The following is a 19,696-nucleotide window of genomic DNA, read 5'->3' on the forward strand; positions in this document are numbered from 1 at the left end:
TGGACGGTTGCCCAGCCAAACCTAACATAATATAATCATAATAACATTTACCCAATATGAAGAACATAGCCATATTTGCATCCGGCAACGGAACAAACTGCGAGAACATAATCAGATACTTCGAGAACTCGGAAACGGTGTGCGTGGCTCTCGTGGTGTGCAACAACAAGAGCGCACAGGTGATAAAGAGGGCGGAGAAATTCGGAGTGCCCGTGGAAATAGTGAACAAAGAGGGATTCAAAGACAGCTCCAGAGTGCTGCCCCTGCTGGCCGGCCACAACATATCACACATAATCCTCGCAGGATTCATGCTCCTCCTGCCCGACTACCTCACGGAGGCTTACAAGAACAGGATAGTCAACATACACCCGTCGCTGCTGCCGAAATACGGCGGAAAGGGCATGTATGGCGACAACGTGCACAAGGCAGTGAAGGAAAACGGCGAAAAGGAAAGCGGAATAACAATCCATCTCGTGAACAACGAATACGACAAGGGACAGATACTGAAACAGTACACCACCCCACTCTCGCCCGAAGACTCCGCCGACGACATCGCCCGCAAGGTGCACGCACTAGAATACGAACACTACCCGGAAGTGATCGAGCAGCTGCTCAGCCGCTGACAGCAGCCATAATTACTGCCGCAGGATTCCGCCACTCCTCCACACCGGAAACGGCTCCGCCCTATAAAGAATAAAGAAAACATGAAAAGAACAATCCTTCTGGTCCCGCTCCTAGCTCTCAGCCTGGTCTCCCGCGCCCAATACAACGAGATACACAAGGCAGGGATAAAGACGCTGCAAGTGGTGTGCGGCGACAAATGGCTCGCGCTCCCGATAATGAAACTCCGTTCTGACAATCCAAGCCAGAACAGGATAAACATATCATTCGACGACCTGACACACACATACCACCGCTACACCTACAGCATCACCCATTGTGAAGCCGACTGGTCGCCGTCGGAGCAGCTCTTCGCAAGCGACTACATAGAAGGATTTGCCGAAGACAACACAATAGACGACATCACGGAATCCATAAACACAAACGTGGACTACACCCACTACGCCTTCTCCATACCCAACGAGAAATGCAGACTGAAGCTCAGCGGCAACTACAAGGTCACGGTTGCCGACGGAGACACGGGCGAAGAGGTGCTCACGGCATGCTTCATGGTGGTAGACCCGAAAGCGGGAATATCTATGGGCGCCACCACAAATACCGACATCGACACCAACCTCGCCCACCAGCAGATCTCCATGAAGCTGTCGTACAACGCGCTGAGAGTGGCCGACCCCGAGACACAGATAAAGACCGTGGTGATGCAGAACAGGAGATGGGACAACGCCAGGCGCAACGCACAGCCACAATACAAGACACCAAGCGGACTGGAATGGCGGCACAACAGGGAGCTCATCTTCGAGGCGGGAAACGAATACCACAAGTTTGAAACCCTCGCCACATCACACGCCACGATGGGGATAGACGAGATATCGTGGGACGGGGAGAACTACCACGCACACGTGTTCGCCGACGTGCCCAGACCGAACTATCTCTACGACGAAGACGCCAACGGAGCCTTCTATATCCGAAACAGCGACAACATAGAGAACGAGAACACGTGCGACTACATGTACGTGCACTTCACGCTCGACAGCAAGCAAAGATACCCCGGCGACATCTATCTGAACGGCGAATGGACATACAACCGCTTCCTGCCCGAATACAAAATGGAATACAACGAGGAGAAACGGCGCTACGAGGCCGCCATCCTGCTGAAGCAGGGCTACTACTCATACCAATACCTGATGGAGAGCAGCGATGCCACCATGAAGACCTCCCCGTCAGAAGGGAACTTCTATCAGACGGAAAACAAATACCAGGCGCTGGTATATTACAGAGGACAAGGCGACAGGACAGACCAACTCGTTGGCTATCAGGAGATTCAGTTAAACCCAAACGGTCATTAGGCCGTTCAATGTAGCATTTTAATACTGCTAGCAGTCTTTTGTTTTTTTATAAGGCGTCATTTGCCTGTTTTTAATTCGCATCAGTCAGCTATTAGTCATTAAAAGCCAAACAAAATCCACTCTTCTAAAATTCCAAAATCCAAGCAAGCCCTAATGACCTCTAAGTTTGCAGAAGATTGCGACGAAGTCGCATAAACTCCAAAATAATCAAGGTAAAACTATGATTGCTAAAGACAGTTTCGTACCTTTGTTGTAAAAAGGTAGAATCGGTCTGTCGAAGAGGTAAACCAGCTAATGACCCAGCCGTAAAGCTATAAATCGTTTAGGTCCTCATCGACATAGTTGCAAAGACCAGATAGAAAGTTATCGGCTCTGAGCCTTGTTAGAGTGTTAGTCCATACAACTATTGACCAATTCTACACAATATAACTCGTACAAAGTTATGAAGAATTTATTTATCGGAGTTGATTTTTCGAAAGAAAAAGTTGATGTGGCTATCCTTTTTGCAGACGGACTGGCAGAAACCGCTGCTAGAGTGTTCAACGAGTTCAAGACAACCGTGTCTGGCTATAGGCAGTTGGTCAAGTGGGTTGAGCAGAATTCCTGCGGTATCGACTCGTCCTTGTGGCTCTTCTGTGGCGAGAACACGGGCGACTACAGCAAGGGACTGTGCAACTTCCTCTACGGTAAAGGCTACGACATGTGGCTTGAGAACGCAAAGAGCATCAAAGACGCATCTGGTCTTAGACGATTGAAGTCTGACCGTGCTGACGCCTCGATGATTGCAGAATACGCCATGAGGAATTACGATAAAGCCGTTATGTACGAGCCTCTTAGCGAGTCGCTTACACAACTGCGTGAGCTGTTCCTATACCGTCAGATGATCGTAAGACACAGATGCAGTTTCCAGGTGCGTAGAGGCGAAAAGCGACTCACTATGGAGAAGTCGCCAGTCAAGACAATGATTTCGCAGAGCGGACGGCACATCGTCTCTGAACTCAATAAGGAGATAGAGAAGATAGATAAGCGCATTGCCGATCTCATCAAGTCGGACGAGGAACTCACCGAGGTGTTCACCATCGTGACCTCGGTGCCTGGCATAGGAACGCAGAACGCTGTGTGCCTGATGGTGTACACCGACAACTTCCGGCGTTTCAACTACGACTCACGCAAGATTGCCTGCTATTACGGCCTAGCTCCATTTGGCAAAGATTCGGGAACCAGTGTGCATTCCGATCCGCATGTACATTATATGGCTAACCGCCAGATAAAGGCCATGCTGACGCAAGCGGCACTAGCTGCCGTCAACTTCAATCCCATTATGGCGAGGTACTACATGCGCCTCGTAGAACGAGGAAAGAAGAAGCAGGTTGCACTGAACAATGTCAAGAACAAACTTGTACATTTGGTCACAGCCATGGTCAGAAATCGCCAAACATTCACCCCTGAATATAAAATCTCAGCATAAATTGAAAATAATGGTCAAAACATTTGGATATTAACATAGAAAGCGATTTGGGTTAAAAGCCAAACAAGATTCGTCCTTCCACAAGAGGAAGGCTTGTCGCTCCAAACCCCAAAGGCAGTCTGAAGCAAGGAGACGCAGCTCTAGTATCGACAGGACCGGCTATTATGAAAAAAGCTGAAAACATTTGGCTGTCTCGAAAATTATCATTACCTTTGGAGTAAATTTTAAAGCGACCTAAAGTGAAGAAAAAATTATACATACTACTGATATCCCTCATGCCGCTGGCAGGCTTCGCACAGAAGATAACGCTCGGCTCATGCGTGACCAAAGACGGAGGGCAATACAAAGGGGAGATGCTCGCGGGAAAACCCAACGGCAAAGGAAACGCCATATATAAGAACGGGGACACCTATGAAGGCGAATACGTGAAGGGAAGACGCCAGGGATTCGGCGTGTACACATTCTCCGACGGAGAGAAATACGAAGGACAATGGTATCAGGACCAGCAGCACGGCAAGGGAACATACCACTTCATGAACAACAACAAATACGACGGACTCTGGTTCAGAGACTACCAGGAGGGGCATGGAGTGATGTACTACTACAACGGCGACAAATACGACGGAAACTGGTATCACGACAAACGTAACGGAAAAGGACGATACACCTACGCCAGCGGAGCATACTACGACGGACAATGGAAAGACGACAAGAAATGCGGCGAAGGGTTCTTCGACTGGGGTGACGGAACCACATACAAGGGAATGTGGCTCGACAACATGCGCTCGGGAAAGGGAGTGAACAAATACTCCGACGGAGACGTGTATGAAGGTGAATGGCTCGAAGACATGCAGAACGGCAAGGGAATATACAGATTCAGAAACGGAGACGTGTATGAAGGAGACTACCTGCACGGCAAACGCACTGGAGAAGGGATATTCAGATTCGCCAACGGAGACAAATACACAGGACACTTCAACGAAGGGAACATGGAAGGAAACGGCACCTTCGCATGGAAAAACGGAGACGTGTATGTGGGCTCATGGAAGCAAGACAAGCAGAACGGACACGGAAAGCTGACAAAGAAAAACGGCGACGTGTTTGAAGGCGAATTCAAAGACGGACTGCAGAACGGAACGATGATAATCCACTTTGCCGACGGAAGGAAATTCAAAGGAGTATACAAAAACGGAAAACGCAACGGAAACTCAATAGAAGTGGACAAAGACGGCAAAAGGACCGAAGGAGAATACAAGGACGACCTGAAAGACGGAAAGTTCATCATAAAAGACCGAAACGGAAACATCACCGCACAGGAGATGTACAGGATGGGCAGAAAGTCCTGACAATCAAAGAGCTGTAACAAAAAGGCACGGAAAACCGACTGCCGAAAGACTGAGTGACCAATGGCTGAAAGGAACAGGAAACCCAATGACTGAAAGGCAAAGAGGCCGCCTGCCCGGAATGACGCAGCGCAAACGGAAAACGAACAACAACGGAGCCCCAAACACGGAGCGACGGACAAACGACAAATCTAACAAAAAAACAAAGCATCATGGTAATTGACACAATCGACAACCTGGAGAAGTACGCGACACTCAACCCGCTCTTCAAGGACGTGGTGGAATTCATCAAAGCAAACGACCTCAACACTCTCGAGGAAGGAAAGCACTTCATCAAGGACAAAGACCTCTTCGTCAACATACAGACCGCAAAGGGCAAGACAAAACAAGAGGCAAAGCTGGAGACACACAAGAGGATGATCGACATACAGATTCCGCTCTCGGCAGAAGAGACATTCGGATACACACCACTATGCAACCTGCCAGAAGAGGAATACAACGAAGAGAAAGATATCACGAAATACGCTATCCTCGCCGACACATATTTCACATGCAAGCCTGGGGAATTCGCAATATTCTTCCCGCAAGACGGCCATGCACCATGCGTGTCGGAAGAACCTCAGTTCAAGAAGGCTATATTCAAAGTGCTGGCATGACGCCTGCATACAGCGGAACAATGAGAGGAGGATAAACATCAACTAACGAAACAACTATCAGTAAATCATGGCAAGCAGAACAACGAAAGCCGATTCGCGGAAAACGGCAACGGCGAAAAAGGACCGGCCCAGACATATAGGCATCGTGCAGAAAGACCCGTATCTCGAACCATACGAAGACGCCATACGTGGCAGACACGAGCATGCGGAATGGAAAAAGAACCAGCTGACAAACAACGGAAAGAAGACGCTTGCCGCATTCGCCAGCGGACACGACTACTACGGACTACACAAGATGAAGCGCGGATGGGTGTTCAGAGAGTGGGCGCCGAACGCAACCGACATCTATCTCGTGGGCGACTTCAACAACTGGACGGAGGACGAAAGATACAGAGCCAGAAGAATAGAGGGAACGGGAAACTGGGAACTCAAACTCTCTGAAAAGGCGATGAAACACGGTGACCTCTACAAGATGCACGTGTATTGGCAAGGAGGCGACGGAGAGAGAATACCGGCATGGGCACAAAGAGTGGTGCAGGACGAAGAAACCAAGATATTCTCGGCACAGGTGTGGACCCCCGAACCTTATGTGTGGAAGAAAAACAAATTCGCCCCATGCAAATCGCCGCTACTCATATACGAATGCCACATCGGAATGGCACAGGACGCCGAAAAGGTGGGCACATACACGGAATTCAGAGACAACGTGCTGCCCAGAATACAGAAAGACGGATACAACTGCATTCAGATAATGGCAATACAGGAGCACCCGTATTACGGATCCTTCGGCTACCACGTGAGCAGTTTCTTCGCACCGTCGAGCCGTTTCGGAACACCCGAAGAACTAAAGTCGCTCATCGACACGGCACACGGGATGGGAATTGCTGTGATAATGGACATCGTGCACAGCCACGCCGTGAAAAACGAGACCGAAGGGCTGGGAAACCTGGCTGGAGACCCCTGCCAATACTTCTACGGAGGCGACAGAAGGGAACACCCTGCATGGGACAGTCTGTGCTTCGACTACGGAAAAGACGACGTGGTGCACTTTCTGCTCAGCAACTGCAAATACTGGATGCAGGAATTCCGATTCGACGGATTCCGGTTCGACGGAGTGACCTCGATGCTGTACTACAGCCACGGACTGGGAGAGGCGTTCTGCAACTACGGCGACTACTACAATGGTCATGAAGACGACAACGCCATCTGCTATCTCACACTCGCCAACGAACTCATACACGAAATCAACCCCAAGGCTATAACAATAGCCGAAGAGGTGAGCGGAATGCCAGGACTGGCTGCCAAGGTAAAAGACGGAGGAATAGGATTCGACTACAGAATGGCGATGAACATCCCCGACTACTGGATAAAGACGATAAAGGAGAAAAGAGACGAAGACTGGAAGCCGAGCAGCATCTTCTGGGAGGTGAAGAACAGAAGGTCCGACGAGAAGACTATCAGCTACTGCGAAAGCCACGACCAGGCTCTCGTAGGCGACAAGACGATAATATTCAGACTCATCGACTCCGACATGTACTGGCACTTCAAGAAGGGCGACGAGAACGGAACCGTGGAAAGAGGAATAGCCCTGCACAAGATGATAAGACTCGTCACGGCAACGACCATAAACGGAGGATATCTCAACTTCATGGGCAACGAGTTCGGACACCCGGAATGGATTGACTTCCCACGCGAAGGCAACGGATGGAGCTATAAATACGCACGCAGACAATGGAACCTCGTAGACAACAAGGAACTGGACTACCACTATCTGGGCGACTTCGACAAGAGGATGCTCGAGACGATGAAGATGGTGAAGAACTTCCAGAACACCAGACTGCAGGAAATCTGGCACAACGACGACGACCAGATACTGGCATACATGAGGGGTGACCTGCTCTTCGTGTTCAACTTCAACCCAGTGAAATCGTTCACAGGATACGGATTCCTCGTGCCGACAGGCTCCTACGACGTGGTGCTCAATACAGATGCAAAGGAATATGGTGGATTCGGGTTTGCTGACGACAGCATCACCCACCTCACAAATTACGACCAACTGTATGTGGACCAGCATAAAGAATGGCTGAAACTATACATTCCGGCAAGATCTGCAGTAGTATTGAAGAAGAATTAAAATGACCAAAAGTATATTCACAAACAGAGGCAATGACACATGGATTGCAGAAATTGCATGTGCCATTGTCTTTTGCATTTTCACATTCGCCTACCTGTTTTTTTATCAGGCAGACCTCCTGACAATGGAGCAGCACGTATTGTCTGACGGACTGACAAAATACAACCGCACCATAGGAGCTGTCATCATCACGTCAATCCTGCTGCTGCTTCAGCAGGGAGTGGACGCGGCAACGAAGAGGACAATCAAGATGCCGGCACTCACCTACTTTCCCCCGGCGATGCTGCTGGCGATGCTCACCGACATCAGTCCGAGCATAGACCACGGCTACTCTATTGGCAAATGGGCATGGCTCGCCCCCCTGCTGCTCACGGCTTGGGGAGGAGCGGCGTATGTTTCGGCAAGACATAAAGACAGCGACAGCCCGAAGCAGAAAACCATAGTGCAGACTATATGGGAAAACATTCTGGCAATGACCGCCCTATATATTTTCATAGGCGCCACGGCAAACACAGACAGAGTGTTCCACGAGAGGATGAAAATGGAAGTGATGGTGGCTGAAGGCAAATACAAGGATGCGCTCAACGTGAAGACAAGCAAGGCTGACAAAGACTCCACAATCACGATGCTCAGAGCCTACGCCCTGGCAAGAGAGGGCAAGATGGGCGAAAGACTGTTTGAATACAGAGTGTATGGAGGGTCGGAAGCACTGCTGCCAAACGGCACTACGGTGAAGAGTCTGCTACTGCCTAGATATGAAATATTCCGCTTCGTGGCAAAGCCGGCAGTAGAGAAGATGGGGGTGACACAGTATCTGAAATGGATGAAAAAACACAGATACGCCAAAAAGCCGCTCAGGGACTATCTGCTCTGCGCCTATCTTATGGACAGGAAGATTGACCTCTTCGTGAAAGAGCTCGTGGACGACAAGGAAACGGAATTCGAAAAACTGCCGAAACACTACAGAGAGGCTCTGATATTATACAACCACATCAGGTCGAACCCCATGGTTTCTTACCACAACGACATCATGGACACCGACTACACAGACATGCAGAACATTCTGAGAAGCGTGACGAACAAGAAAGAGGCAATGTCGATGGCTGGAAAATCATACGGCAACACATACTGGTATTATTATTTCTCAGGAAAGTGAAGTGGAAAGACTGCATTTTCTTGAACAAAAATTTCAAGCATAAATAAATTTAGCTTAATTTTGCATATCTGCATCAGTAATGAATGTGTAGAGAAGAATGTTTAAACAACTAAGGAAGAACTGAAATATATAACGGAGGAAGGAAAGTAAAATATAACGGAGAAAAGACAATGAAAACGGAAGATGACATAAAGAAAGCAGTAGAAGTGATGAGAAACGGCGGGATTATATTATACCCCACCGACACGATATGGGGCATAGGCTGCGACGCCACAAACAGAGACGCCGTGGAAAGGATCTACAAGCTGAAGCGACGCGACGACCACAAGGCAATGATCTGCCTCGTGGACTCTGACGCAAGGCTGCAAAGATACGTGAGAAACGTGCCGGAAGTGGCATGGGACCTGCTTGAGCTGGCTGAAAAACCGACAACCGTGATATTGGACAATGCCGTAAACCTGGCAGACAACCTGATAGCCGACGACGGAAGCATAGCGATGAGAATTACCAAAGAACCGTTCTCCAAAGAATTATGCTACAGATTCCAGAAGCCGATAGTATCCACAAGCGCAAACATCAGCGGAGAACCCGCCGCACAGAATTACATGGACATCAGTGAAGAGATACTGAATGGCGTGGACTATGTGTGCTGGTCGAGAAGACAGGAGCACAAGCCCCACAATCCATCAAGCATCATAAAGCTGTCGGAGAACGGCGAGGTGAAAATCATCAGATAGAAAAGAGAAAGACTTGAGGAACAAATCATGCACGAAAAAATATCAGCGCTGCTGAACCAGTTCATTGAATGGCGCACAAGACACATTAACAACAAGCAGTTCACATTGATACTGAGCCTGGCTGTCGGTTTCCTTGCTGCAGTAGCAGCAAGCATACTACACACGCTCATCAAGCAGATACAGCATCTGCTCACGGTGGGATTCGACATCGACGGATTCAACTGGCTATATCTCATATATCCGGTGATAGGAATCTTCCTCACGTCGCTATTCGTAAGATACATCGTGAGAGACAACATCAGCCACGGAATAACACGCATCCTATACGCCATCAGCAGCAAGAAAAACAGACTTAAAGCCCACAACTGCTGGAGCTCCGTGATAGCGTCTGCCATCACCATCGGATGCGGAGGAAGCGTGGGAGCCGAGGCGCCTATCGTGCTAACTGGCTCAGCGATAGGAAGCAACCTGGGAAGGCTGTTCAAGATGGACAACCACACGCTGATGCTGCTCGTGGGATGTGGCGCGGCAGCTGCCATCGCAGGAATCTTCAAGGCGCCGATAGCCGGACTGGTATTCACGCTCGAGGTATTGATGATAGACCTGACGATGGCTTCACTCCTGCCAATACTCATAGCCAGCGTGACGGCAGCATGCTTCACATACATATTCTCGTCGGACGGAGTGCTATTCGATTTCCATGTTGACGGAACGTGGACTCTCTCAAGAGTGCCCGCATATATACTGATGGGAGTGGCTGGCGGAATAATAAGCCTGTATTTCATGCGCACGATGACAGCATGCGAGGGCGTGTTCGGAAAACTCAAGAACCATCCATACATAAAGCTGGCTCTCGGAGGAGCTATGCTAAGCACACTCATTGCCTTGTTCCCCGTGCTCTATGGCGAAGGATACCACAGCATCAACATTCTACTCAACGGAAGGACTCCGCAGGACTGGGACCAAATCCTCAACAACTCTCTCTTCTACGGACACAGCAACCTGCTCGTGGTGTATGTACTGCTTGTAATACTCACCAAAGTGTTTGCCACATCAGCTACCAACGGAGGAGGAGGATGCGGAGGAACATTCGCACCGTCATTGTTCATCGGAGCCTATGTGGGATTCTTGTTCGCAAGACTCTGGAACATGTATGAAATCGGAATTTACGTGCCTGAAAAGAATTTCGTGCTCCTGGGAATGGCTGCCGTAATGGCGGGAGTAATGCATGCTCCGCTCACAGGAATATTCCTTATAGCCGAAATAACCGGAGGCTACCAGATGTTCATTCCGCTGATGATTGTCAGCATCTGCTCATATCTTACCATCATCATCTTCGAACCGCACAGCATATACGGCATGCGACTGGCAAGGCAGGGAAAACTCATCACCCATCACACAGACAAGGCAATCCTCACGCTCATGAACATAGACAGCGTGATTGACAAGAACATCAGCCACGTGCCTGAGGACATGGACCTCGGAGCTCTCGTACACGCCATAAGCAGAAGCCACACCACCATCCTGCCCGTTCTAGACGAGGGCGGGAAGTTCATGGGAGAAATCGATATGTCGAAGCTCAGGCACATAATATTCAGGACGGAACTTTACCACCACTTCAAGGTGAAGCAGCTAATATCCCAACCGCCATGTGTGCTCAGCGTGAACGACCCTATGGAGACAGTGATGAAGAATTTCGACCAGACAGACGCCGGAATGCTGCCTGTACTTGAAACCGACGGCACGTTGAGAGGCTACGTAAGCCGCTCGCATCTATATTCCACTTACAGGAAAATGGTGGCAGACATGTCGGCAGAATAACCGCAGAAACACACCTATAAGACAATAAAACCGCCGAATTGCTAACGCAAAACAAGCGACAAGCATACTACAAACAAGCGGTTGTCAGATGACAAACAACGATAAAAGCAAGCTAACGAGGAGACAAAACTTCTCTTAGCTTGCTTTTATCATTAAGACAAAATGCGTTTATCCCAAATCGGTCATTAGGGCTTGCTATATATTACCAATCAGAGTCTACAGCATAACCTTATAGACTGGTCTACAATTTCACTTTCCAGCCCGAAACATCCTTACCATTAAGGAAATCGCGCGCCTCCATCCTCTTCTTGCCGCTAAGCTGGATGACTTCAAGCTGCAGCTTATAATCCGAAGCATTGACAAGCAGACGACCCTGGTCTACGGTAAACAGTCCTACCCCACCGTCGGAAGGGATTTCCGTCTTGGCAGCCTTATATATCTTGAGCACATATTCCTTGCCCTTGTCGTCGAGCACGGCAGTCCATGCTCCTGGCACTGGTGAAAGACCACGAATGAAGTCATAAACCTTCTTTACAGGCTGATTCCAAGAAATATTACACGTATCCTTGAAAATCTTTGGGGCTGAATGCAAATCTGACGATGAAGCCACCATGTCGCTTTGAGCCATAGACTCAACATGGCCGTCGCCTTCCAACATCTTGTCGATAGTCTTCAGAGCGAGATTTGCTCCCAACTCCATCAGACCGTCATAAACATTCTCCACGTTGTAGTCGTCGTGGATGTCGAAGGTGTCTTGCATTATAATCCTGCCTGTGTCAATGTCGTGGTCGAGGAAGAAAGTGGTGACTCCTGTCTGTACCTCACCATTGATGACTGCCCAGTTTATAGGTGCTGCGCCACGATATTGCGGCAGCAAGGCGGCATGAACATTGAATGTGCCGAAACGCGGCATAGACCATATCACCTCCGGAAGCATGCGGAACGCCACTACCACCTGGAGGTCGGCATCATAGGCACGCAAGGCTTCAACAAACTCCGGGTCTTTCATCCTGACGGGCTGCAGAACCGGGATTTTCTTGCTCATCGCATATTGCTTTACAAGCGAGGGCTGGAGCGTGTCTTGATGACGGCCCACGGGTTTGTCGGGCTGGGTCACCACGGCAACGACGTTATAGCCACCCTCCACGAGTTTGCTCAACGTACCGACGGCAAACTCCGGAGTACCCATGAACACTATACGTAAATCTTTCTTTTCCATTTGATTATTCAACAGTAACTGATTTTGCGAGGTTTCTTGGCTGGTCCACATTAAGGCCCTTGAACACAGCTACATGATAGGCTATCAGCTGCAACGGCAAGACAGAGAGCAATGGTGCCACTACAGGCAAAGTGGCAGGAATCTCAATTGTGGCCTCGGCAATGTTTTTCACCGCTTCATCGCCTTCTGTGACAATTGCGATGATTCTGCCATTACGGGCTTTCACCTCCTGGATGTTGCTCAATATCTTCTTGTATAGCTGATGGTGGGTGGCGACGAAAACCACTGGCATATTCTCATCAACCAACGCAATCGGGCCATGCTTCATCTCTGCTGCCGGATAGCCCTCAGCATGGATATAACTGATTTCCTTAAGTTTCAGAGCTCCCTCAAGAGCTACAGGATAGTTGAAGCCACGACCCATATAAAGAGCATTGCGGGCATAGGTCAGAGTGCGCGAAATGTCTTTTGTCAAAGCATCCTGCTCCAACACCTTCTTCATCTTCTCTGGTATGAGAGACAACTCTGTAACGTATTTCTCAAACTCCATCTGGGAAATGCTGCCCAGTTCATGACCCAGAGCCAGGGCAAAGAGGGTAAGAACCATCACCTGACCGGTAAACGCCTTGGTTGAAGCAACACCAATCTCCGGACCGACATGAGTATAAATACCTGTATCGGAGGCACGGGCTATACTTGAACCTACTACATTCACGATACCGAAACACAGGGCACCTCTTTCTTTTGCCAATTCAAAGGCGGCAAGAGTATCTGCAGTCTCTCCACTCTGGGAAATGGCTATGACGACATCTCCTGGCTGAATGACAGGCTTGCGGTATCTGAACTCTGAGGCATACTCCACATCAACGGGAATCTTCGCCCATTGCTCTATCATCTGCTTGCCAATCAGACCAGCATGCCATGAAGTGCCACAGGCTACGATAATGAAACGGCTGGCACGCAAAAGCCTGTCGCGATGCTGGTTTATCGCACTGAGCACAATCTTCTTCTCATCTGCCAGCAATCTTCCTCTGATACAATCGGAGATACAGCGTGGCTGGTCATAAATCTCTTTGAGCATGAAATGTTCATAACCTCCCTTCTCAAGAGTATCGAGATTTACGTCCACTTCCTTGATCTTAGGGTCTACATCCTCATTGTCAAGTGTATGGATCTCCATTTTCTGTCCTACCTTCAGCAGAGCCACCTCTCCATCATTCAAATATACCATCTGCTTGGTGTATTCCACGATAGGCAGAGCGTCTGAAGCAAGGAAAAATTCCTTGTGGTCTTCACCAATTCCGACTACAAGCGGACTTGACTTTCTTGCCACTACGATTTTGTCTGGGTTCTCCTTGTCAACCACAGCAATGGCATATGCTCCCGTTACTCGACGCAAAGCCGAAACTACGGCACCTTCCAGATCCCTGCCGTACTCATCCTGTATGAACTGAATCAACTGAACAAGCACTTCGGTATCTGTAGAACTCTTGAAGGTAAAACCCTTGCCCTCAAGAAAAGTCTTCAGATTGGAGTAGTTCTCGATAATGCCGTTATGAACAAGGGCCAGTCTGCCATTTTGTGAGACGTGGGGATGAGCATTCAATGTAGAAGGCTCTCCATGTGTAGCCCAACGAGTATGGGCAATGCCGATATGGCCGGATATGTCTTTAGAGGCAGCAGACTCTTCCAGATTGCTGACCTTACCCTTAGACTTATAAATGTTCATCTTATGGTCGCCGGCAAGAAGAGCAACGCCTGCCGAGTCATAACCACGATATTCCAGACGATGCAAACCTTTTATCAAAATCGGATAAGCATCTCTATATCCTATATATCCTACTATACCACACATAATTTATCTAATTAAAAATTGTTGTTAAAAAACTAATCCGTATCGAATGATATTTGTACGCAAAGGTAACAAATAAAAATAAAACAATAGAAGATTTTCTATCTTTTATGTAATTGAGAACCAAGACTGGATTCCTCTTCAATACATAATACCCAATGAAAGCAAGGACGTCATTTCACCTTATTGAACACGAACCTTACGATGATGAAATTGACTGGAATTGATATTGCATACGCAGGAATCGGCGCCAGAGCTTTATGAATCCCTAACCAGGCAAAAAAATTGAGCAGGCTTACTTGCAGCATGAAATTTATACAATGAGCAATTATAAAGCCCATGCCATTACGCTTCGTGGTCTTCTTCTTGAACGTGAAATACGCCGACATCAAATAATTGAACACGAAACTCAAAAAATAGCCGACGGCAAAAGCCAATGACATATTGACCGACAGCAAAAGCAGTACAAAATATATACCATAATGCAACGCTGTAGCCAACCCGCCTGTTATTATAAAGCGGAAAACCTCTGATTGGGTGAACGATCTGATATTTGCCATTAAAATATTCATCACAAGAAATGTATCAAAAAGCCGGCCTCCCAAAAGGAAGACCGACTTCTTAAGAAATTGATCAGGATATTAAAATCATTTTCTTGACCACCAATGCTTTTTCTTTGGAGGTTCCTGATTCAAATCTGTCAACATACTCTCCTTCAACACTCTGCGGTAACTCTTGCCGCTACATATCATCTGATATATCAGCCCCCATTCCGGTAGACCGCCGATGTTTCTGTCATCAATGAATATATCAGCCTTGATTTTCCTGCTGAAATGGTTGTTGTTCTGAGCGCCGTTCTCTTCGGGATAATCCTTGTTTACTGCCCAGAATTCCACGCCCCTTTCCCTGCACCACTCCACGGCTTCATCCAGAAGTTTGCCTTCTCTTACTGACCATAAGATCAATTTATGCCTGTCAGCAATGAGTTGTTTGAGGGTGTCGGTGGCAAAAGGTATTTCTTCACCGATCTCAGGATAACGATGTTCTACAATCGTTCCGTCAAAATCAACTGCTATCGTCATTATTTCAACTTCAGAGAGTTATCGTTTTCATTGCCATACTTGTTGCCATAGGTGCCGTAGGTTCCATATCTAGAAGAGCCGTATTTGCCATAGCTTCCATATTTGCCATAAGAACCATAATAGCGGTATTTACCGTATTTGCCTACACCGTAATAATAGCCGTATTTCTTCTTCGACATGTCGATGCCATTAAGTACAATAGACATGTTTGGAAGTTTCTTCTCGGCATTCAACTGGTTGATGAGGCCGAATGCAGACTTAGGAGTATAGTCGGCACGACACATGAAGACAGTAGCGTCTGAGACCTTTCCAACCTGGAGAGTGTCTGTGACCAGACCTACTGGAGTAGTATCGATAAGTATGTAATCGTAATGCTCCTTAAGCTGATCGATAACGGTGTAGAGGGAAGGACGTGTCACGATTTCTCCTGGGTTTGGAGGAATAGGACCAGCCATAAGCAAGTCAAGATTAGGATTAATCTCAGAGGGGAGTATTTCCTTTTCCACATCAGTCCAAGTAGGGTTGTCCTTCATCAGCAACTTGGTTATACCGTTATGATGGTTGTCTATCTCGAACAGCTCAGCCAATCTTGGCTTACGGATGTCAAGACCTACGAGGATTACTTTCTTTTCAAGCAAGGCGAAACTTATTGCCAGGTTTGCAGCATTGAAGGTCTTGCCCTCACCTGATGTTGAAGAGGTGAACATAATAACCTTTTGTCCCTCCTTAAGCATAAACTGAAGGTTTGTTCGCATAGAACGGAAAATCTCTTCCATCTGGTTGTTCTGGTTTTCATGCACAACGATATCCGCACGTGTCTTCACAGCGTCGTTGGCTACGGCAACGTCAGCGATAATAGGAAGATCGGTAAGCGATTCAACATCATCATGACCTTCAATACGATAACGGAAGAACTGGATAACATACAGAATTCCGGCAGGGATACACAGACCGAGAACAAAGCCAATAAGCATAATCATAATGCTCTTTGGACTGATTACACCGGCAAACTGAGGCAACTCGATAAGTTTACCCTTATCTGCCGTAGCTGCCAGTGAAATGGAGTTTTCCTCTCTCTTCTGCAGCAACATCAGATACAGGCCGGACTTAACCTCCTGCTGACGTCCTATCTGTGTCAGTATCCTTTCTTGCTCTGGAGTTCTTGCCACTTCACTGTTATACTGACCATATTGTGAAGCCACAGCATCGCGCTGGATTTCAAGATTACGTTTCGCCTGTCCGAGCGCCATCTTGATGCTCACGCTGATGTCATTAAGCTGAGAGGTCAGCTCCTCTACTACAGGAGAGCTTTCGGATGCAGTGCGCAGGAGTCGGTTTCTCTCCAATGCCACCTTATTATAATCATTGATCAATGAAGTGGAGGCAGCATCCTGCAGACCGACGTTTGAAGGAATTACCTGATACTTATTGCCAGGACGCTCCACGAACTGTATCAAACTGTTCAAGAGAGAGATTTGGGTTCCGGCATCTTTAAGTTTCTGCTCATAAGAAGAGAGGTTAGTAACGCTATTGCTGGCACCTGTCTTGATGTCAACGAGTCTGTTGCTTCTCTTATAGTCCTCGAGAGCCCCCTCAGTAGTACTCAATTCGGCATTGATCTTCTCAAGTCGTTCATTGACGAATGCTTCAGTACGCCTTGCTATCTCATTCTTGTCTTCGTTAGCCTGTCTGTTATAACAGATAGCCAACTGGCTCAGATAATCAATACCGCGCTGGATATTCTGGTCATTGAGCTGGAGATTCAACGTTGAAGAAGAAGCACTGGTCTGGGAAACGGCAAGCGAACCACTGTATTTGCCAGCCATAGCCATAGGAGAACAGATTGAAACGATTTCTTCATCACCGTCATTCATCACACGTGTGGCGTTTCTTGTAAGATAAATCGTGCCTGCCTTGGTACGAATTGTAGCAGGCAGCATCTTTACTGTCGTGTTTATCTCATATGGTCCTGAATACATGTTCTCACCAAGCGAAACGAAATATGTTCCATTAACAACATAACTGTCTCCATCTCTCTTGATAGTCATGTTTACAGGCTGGTTCAACTTCTCTACATGAGCAGGATCCATATCAACGTTTACTGCCTGGTCTTTATAAAGGATGTTGTTCTTGAAACGGCCCTTGTTCCAATATGATACATAGAGCTTAAGATCTCTCACAGCCTCGGCTGCAAGGGTCCTCGTCTGAAGAATTTCCATCTCATTCTCCAAGCCATAGTTGTTGGAGATAATACCAAGGTTCGCCATCTCACTAAGTCTTCCACGTCTTCCATTATCACCATCATCTTTGACAAGCAACTTGGCAACAGTGGAATATACAGGCGTAGAATATCTAAGATACAGATATGACGCACCAATACAGATGATAAGTGATAGTACAAACCATTTCCAATTCAGAAGGAACAAAGTGAATATTTTCTGAAAATCGAAAGAAGATTTTTCGTTTTCTTCATCGATAGAATAAAGATTTTTTTGTTGTTCAACCACCATATGATATTTAATTTTTATTGTTTACTAAATTATAGAGATACTGCCCATAATTATTCTTCATCATAGGCTTGGCTGTTTCAAGAAGCTGAGCATCCGTTATCCATCCTTGTTTATATGCGATTTCTTCAAGACAAGCCACTTTCAGTCCCTGGCGTTTTTCTATCACCTCTATAAAGGTACTGGCCTCCGACAAGCTGTCATGGGTTCCTGTATCGAGCCATGCGAAACCTCGCTGAAGAGTCTTTACTTTCAAATCGCCACGTTTCAGATATTCCTGGTTGACGGTGGTTATTTCAAGCTCGCCCCTTGCGCTTGGTTTAATGGTCTTGGCTATACGGACGACATCATTGGGATAGAAATACAATCCGACTACAGCATAATTGCTTTTTGGGCATTCCGGCTTTTCTTCAATACTCAGGCAGTTGCCTTCTGCATCAAATTCCGCCACGCCATATCTTTCAGGATCATTGACATAATATCCGAAGACTGTTGCCTTTTTCTCTTTCTCTGCAGTCTTCACACTATCTTTAAGCAGACCGGTAAAACCGGATCCATAAAATATGTTGTCACCAAGCACAAGACACACGTCATCATTTCCGACAAAATCTTCACCGATTATAAAAGCCTGTGCCAACCCATCGGGGGATGGCTGTTCCGCATACTGGAAGCTTACACCGAAATCCGATCCGTCACCCAGGAGCCTTTTGAAACCAGGCAAATCATAAGGAGTAGAAATTATAAGAATTTCCCTTATGCCAGCCAACATCAGAACTGATATCGGATAATAAATCATTGGCTTGTCGAAAATAGGTATAAGCTGTTTGCTGATACCTTTTGTTATAGGATAGAGGCGTGTTCCGGACCCACCTGCCAAAACGATTCCTTTCATTTTAGTGCCGTTTAAATAATTAAATTCTAATTTAATCGCAATCTCATATTGACATAAGAATATCTTATTATGGACTGCAAAGGTAATAATAAAAATTACATTATTCAATTTTTATTTTGATTTTTGCTGAAAATCAAGTACATTTGCATAAACTTTTAATTCGACATAACAACTTTATCATATAAAACATTAAAATCAATCATAATGAGCATATTCAGCAAGTTATTTGGACACAAAGATAATGAAGAGCAAAAGATAGGCGGAATGGAAGACTACATGACCCTGATCAGAGTATATTTCCAGGCAGCTATCGCAGAACGAGTCGGCATCACAAACCTTAACGCCCTACCCGACCTCAGACAGTTCAAGACTTCACTCCACATACCTACAGTCAACAATAAATTAGGTATAGGAGAAAAATCACACTGCAAAAAAATGCTGCGTGACATATATGGCACCGAAGACTATTTCTTCAAAGAAATCGACCAAAGCATCAGAAAAGGATGTTCGAAGATGCAAGACGTGCAGGTTTACCTTTTGCAGTTCCAGAATTTCACACAGAATCTCATGATGCTTACCGGCAACTTGATGAAATTCAAATTGAGACTTCCTTCTATATTCAAGAAGGCATTATATTCTATGACGGAAAAAACCATTTCCGACATCTTCAACAAGAATAATTATACGGACCAAAGCGTACTGAAAGCGGTTGTTGAAGTAAGACAATACGACAAACGTTTGGGATTCAGCCAAAAATGGACAACAGACTTTGTATATCAGGTAGTCATGCTGGCAAAAAAGGAGAAAAAGCCTCAAAACGAAGAATAAGACAAGGCTTTTGTACGAAAAATTTGTACGATAA

General features: G+C 46.9%; 16 protein-coding genes. 10 read left to right on the forward strand and 6 right to left on the reverse strand.

All coding sequences use genetic code 11. The features are described from left to right. Nucleotides 1-56: 56 nt before the first annotated feature. From purN to ACDC99_RS05080, 9 genes are all read left to right on the forward strand, one after another. Nucleotides 57-623, forward strand: a complete 567-nt coding sequence (purN, locus tag ACDC99_RS05040) for a phosphoribosylglycinamide formyltransferase (protein ID WP_044072311.1) — start codon at nt 57-59, stop codon at nt 621-623. Nucleotides 624-704: 81 nt separating this feature from the next. Next, entirely contained in the window at nt 705-1,967 is a 1,263-nt protein-coding gene (locus ACDC99_RS05045; protein ID WP_370756050.1) for a type IX secretion system plug protein, read from the forward strand. A gap of 442 nt (nt 1,968-2,409) precedes the next feature. Further along, nucleotides 2,410-3,435 (forward strand): IS110 family RNA-guided transposase, encoded by a 1,026-nt coding sequence (locus ACDC99_RS05050; protein WP_042517114.1) that lies wholly within the window; start codon nt 2,410-2,412, stop codon nt 3,433-3,435. 239 nt (nt 3,436-3,674) lie between these two features. Further along, a complete protein-coding gene (locus tag ACDC99_RS05055; protein WP_022316550.1) occupies nt 3,675-4,781 on the forward strand; it encodes an MORN repeat-containing protein in 1,107 nt (368 codons plus the stop codon). A gap of 209 nt (nt 4,782-4,990) precedes the next feature. After that, complete coding sequence (locus tag ACDC99_RS05060; RefSeq protein WP_022316551.1) at nt 4,991-5,434, forward strand: NanQ anomerase/TabA/YiaL family protein; 444 nt, start codon at nt 4,991-4,993, stop codon at nt 5,432-5,434. 67 nt (nt 5,435-5,501) lie between these two features. Next, a complete protein-coding gene (locus tag ACDC99_RS05065; protein ID WP_278840310.1) occupies nt 5,502-7,568 on the forward strand; it encodes an alpha amylase C-terminal domain-containing protein in 2,067 nt (688 codons plus the stop codon). Between the two features lies 1 nt (nt 7,569). Then, a complete protein-coding gene (locus ACDC99_RS05070; RefSeq protein ID WP_370756053.1) occupies nt 7,570-8,724 on the forward strand; it encodes a DUF6057 family protein in 1,155 nt (384 codons plus the stop codon). Nucleotides 8,725-8,894: 170 nt separating this feature from the next. Further along, complete coding sequence (locus tag ACDC99_RS05075) at nt 8,895-9,461, forward strand: L-threonylcarbamoyladenylate synthase (RefSeq protein WP_022316554.1); 567 nt, start codon at nt 8,895-8,897, stop codon at nt 9,459-9,461. Nucleotides 9,462-9,488: 27 nt separating this feature from the next. After that, a complete protein-coding gene (locus tag ACDC99_RS05080; RefSeq protein WP_044072304.1) occupies nt 9,489-11,282 on the forward strand; it encodes a chloride channel protein in 1,794 nt (597 codons plus the stop codon). A gap of 241 nt (nt 11,283-11,523) precedes the next feature. Here ACDC99_RS05080 and fmt read toward each other — a convergent pair whose 3' ends face one another. The 6 genes from fmt to rfbA all read right to left on the reverse strand — a co-directional run bounded on the left by fmt (nt 11,524) and on the right by rfbA (nt 18,834). After that, nucleotides 11,524-12,501 carry a methionyl-tRNA formyltransferase gene (gene fmt, locus ACDC99_RS05085; RefSeq protein ID WP_370756055.1) on the reverse strand — a complete coding sequence of 326 codons (978 nt, stop codon included), beginning with the start codon at nt 12,499-12,501 and terminating at the stop codon, nt 11,524-11,526. 4 nt (nt 12,502-12,505) lie between these two features. Further along, complete coding sequence (gene glmS / locus ACDC99_RS05090) at nt 12,506-14,356, reverse strand: glutamine--fructose-6-phosphate transaminase (isomerizing) (RefSeq protein WP_288762073.1); 1,851 nt, start codon at nt 14,354-14,356, stop codon at nt 12,506-12,508. Between the two features lie 170 nt (nt 14,357-14,526). Next, the gene (locus ACDC99_RS05095) at nt 14,527-14,925 is read right to left on the reverse strand and encodes a GtrA family protein (protein WP_316931643.1); all 399 of its coding nucleotides are present in this window, start codon (nt 14,923-14,925) and stop codon (nt 14,527-14,529) included. Nucleotides 14,926-15,000: 75 nt separating this feature from the next. Then, nucleotides 15,001-15,435, reverse strand: coding sequence for a BT0820 family HAD-type phosphatase (locus ACDC99_RS05100; RefSeq protein WP_022316559.1), 435 nt, complete (start codon nt 15,433-15,435; stop codon nt 15,001-15,003). Next, the gene (locus ACDC99_RS05105; RefSeq protein WP_370756057.1) at nt 15,435-17,945 is read right to left on the reverse strand and encodes a GumC family protein; all 2,511 of its coding nucleotides are present in this window, start codon (nt 17,943-17,945) and stop codon (nt 15,435-15,437) included. Before ACDC99_RS05105 ends, ACDC99_RS05100 begins: the two co-directional genes overlap by 1 nt. A gap of 7 nt (nt 17,946-17,952) precedes the next feature. Then, nucleotides 17,953-18,834, reverse strand: coding sequence for a glucose-1-phosphate thymidylyltransferase RfbA (gene rfbA, locus ACDC99_RS05110; protein WP_042517623.1), 882 nt, complete (start codon nt 18,832-18,834; stop codon nt 17,953-17,955). A 204-nt stretch (nt 18,835-19,038) separates the two neighbouring features. Between rfbA and ACDC99_RS05115 the strand changes: the two genes are divergently transcribed. Next, complete coding sequence (locus ACDC99_RS05115) at nt 19,039-19,662, forward strand: hypothetical protein (protein WP_022316562.1); 624 nt, start codon at nt 19,039-19,041, stop codon at nt 19,660-19,662. The last annotated feature ends 34 nt before the right edge of the window (nt 19,663-19,696 follow it).

It is taken from the genome of Prevotella pectinovora (assembly GCF_041323955.1).
Lineage (GTDB): Bacteria > Bacteroidota > Bacteroidia > Bacteroidales > Bacteroidaceae > Prevotella > Prevotella pectinovora.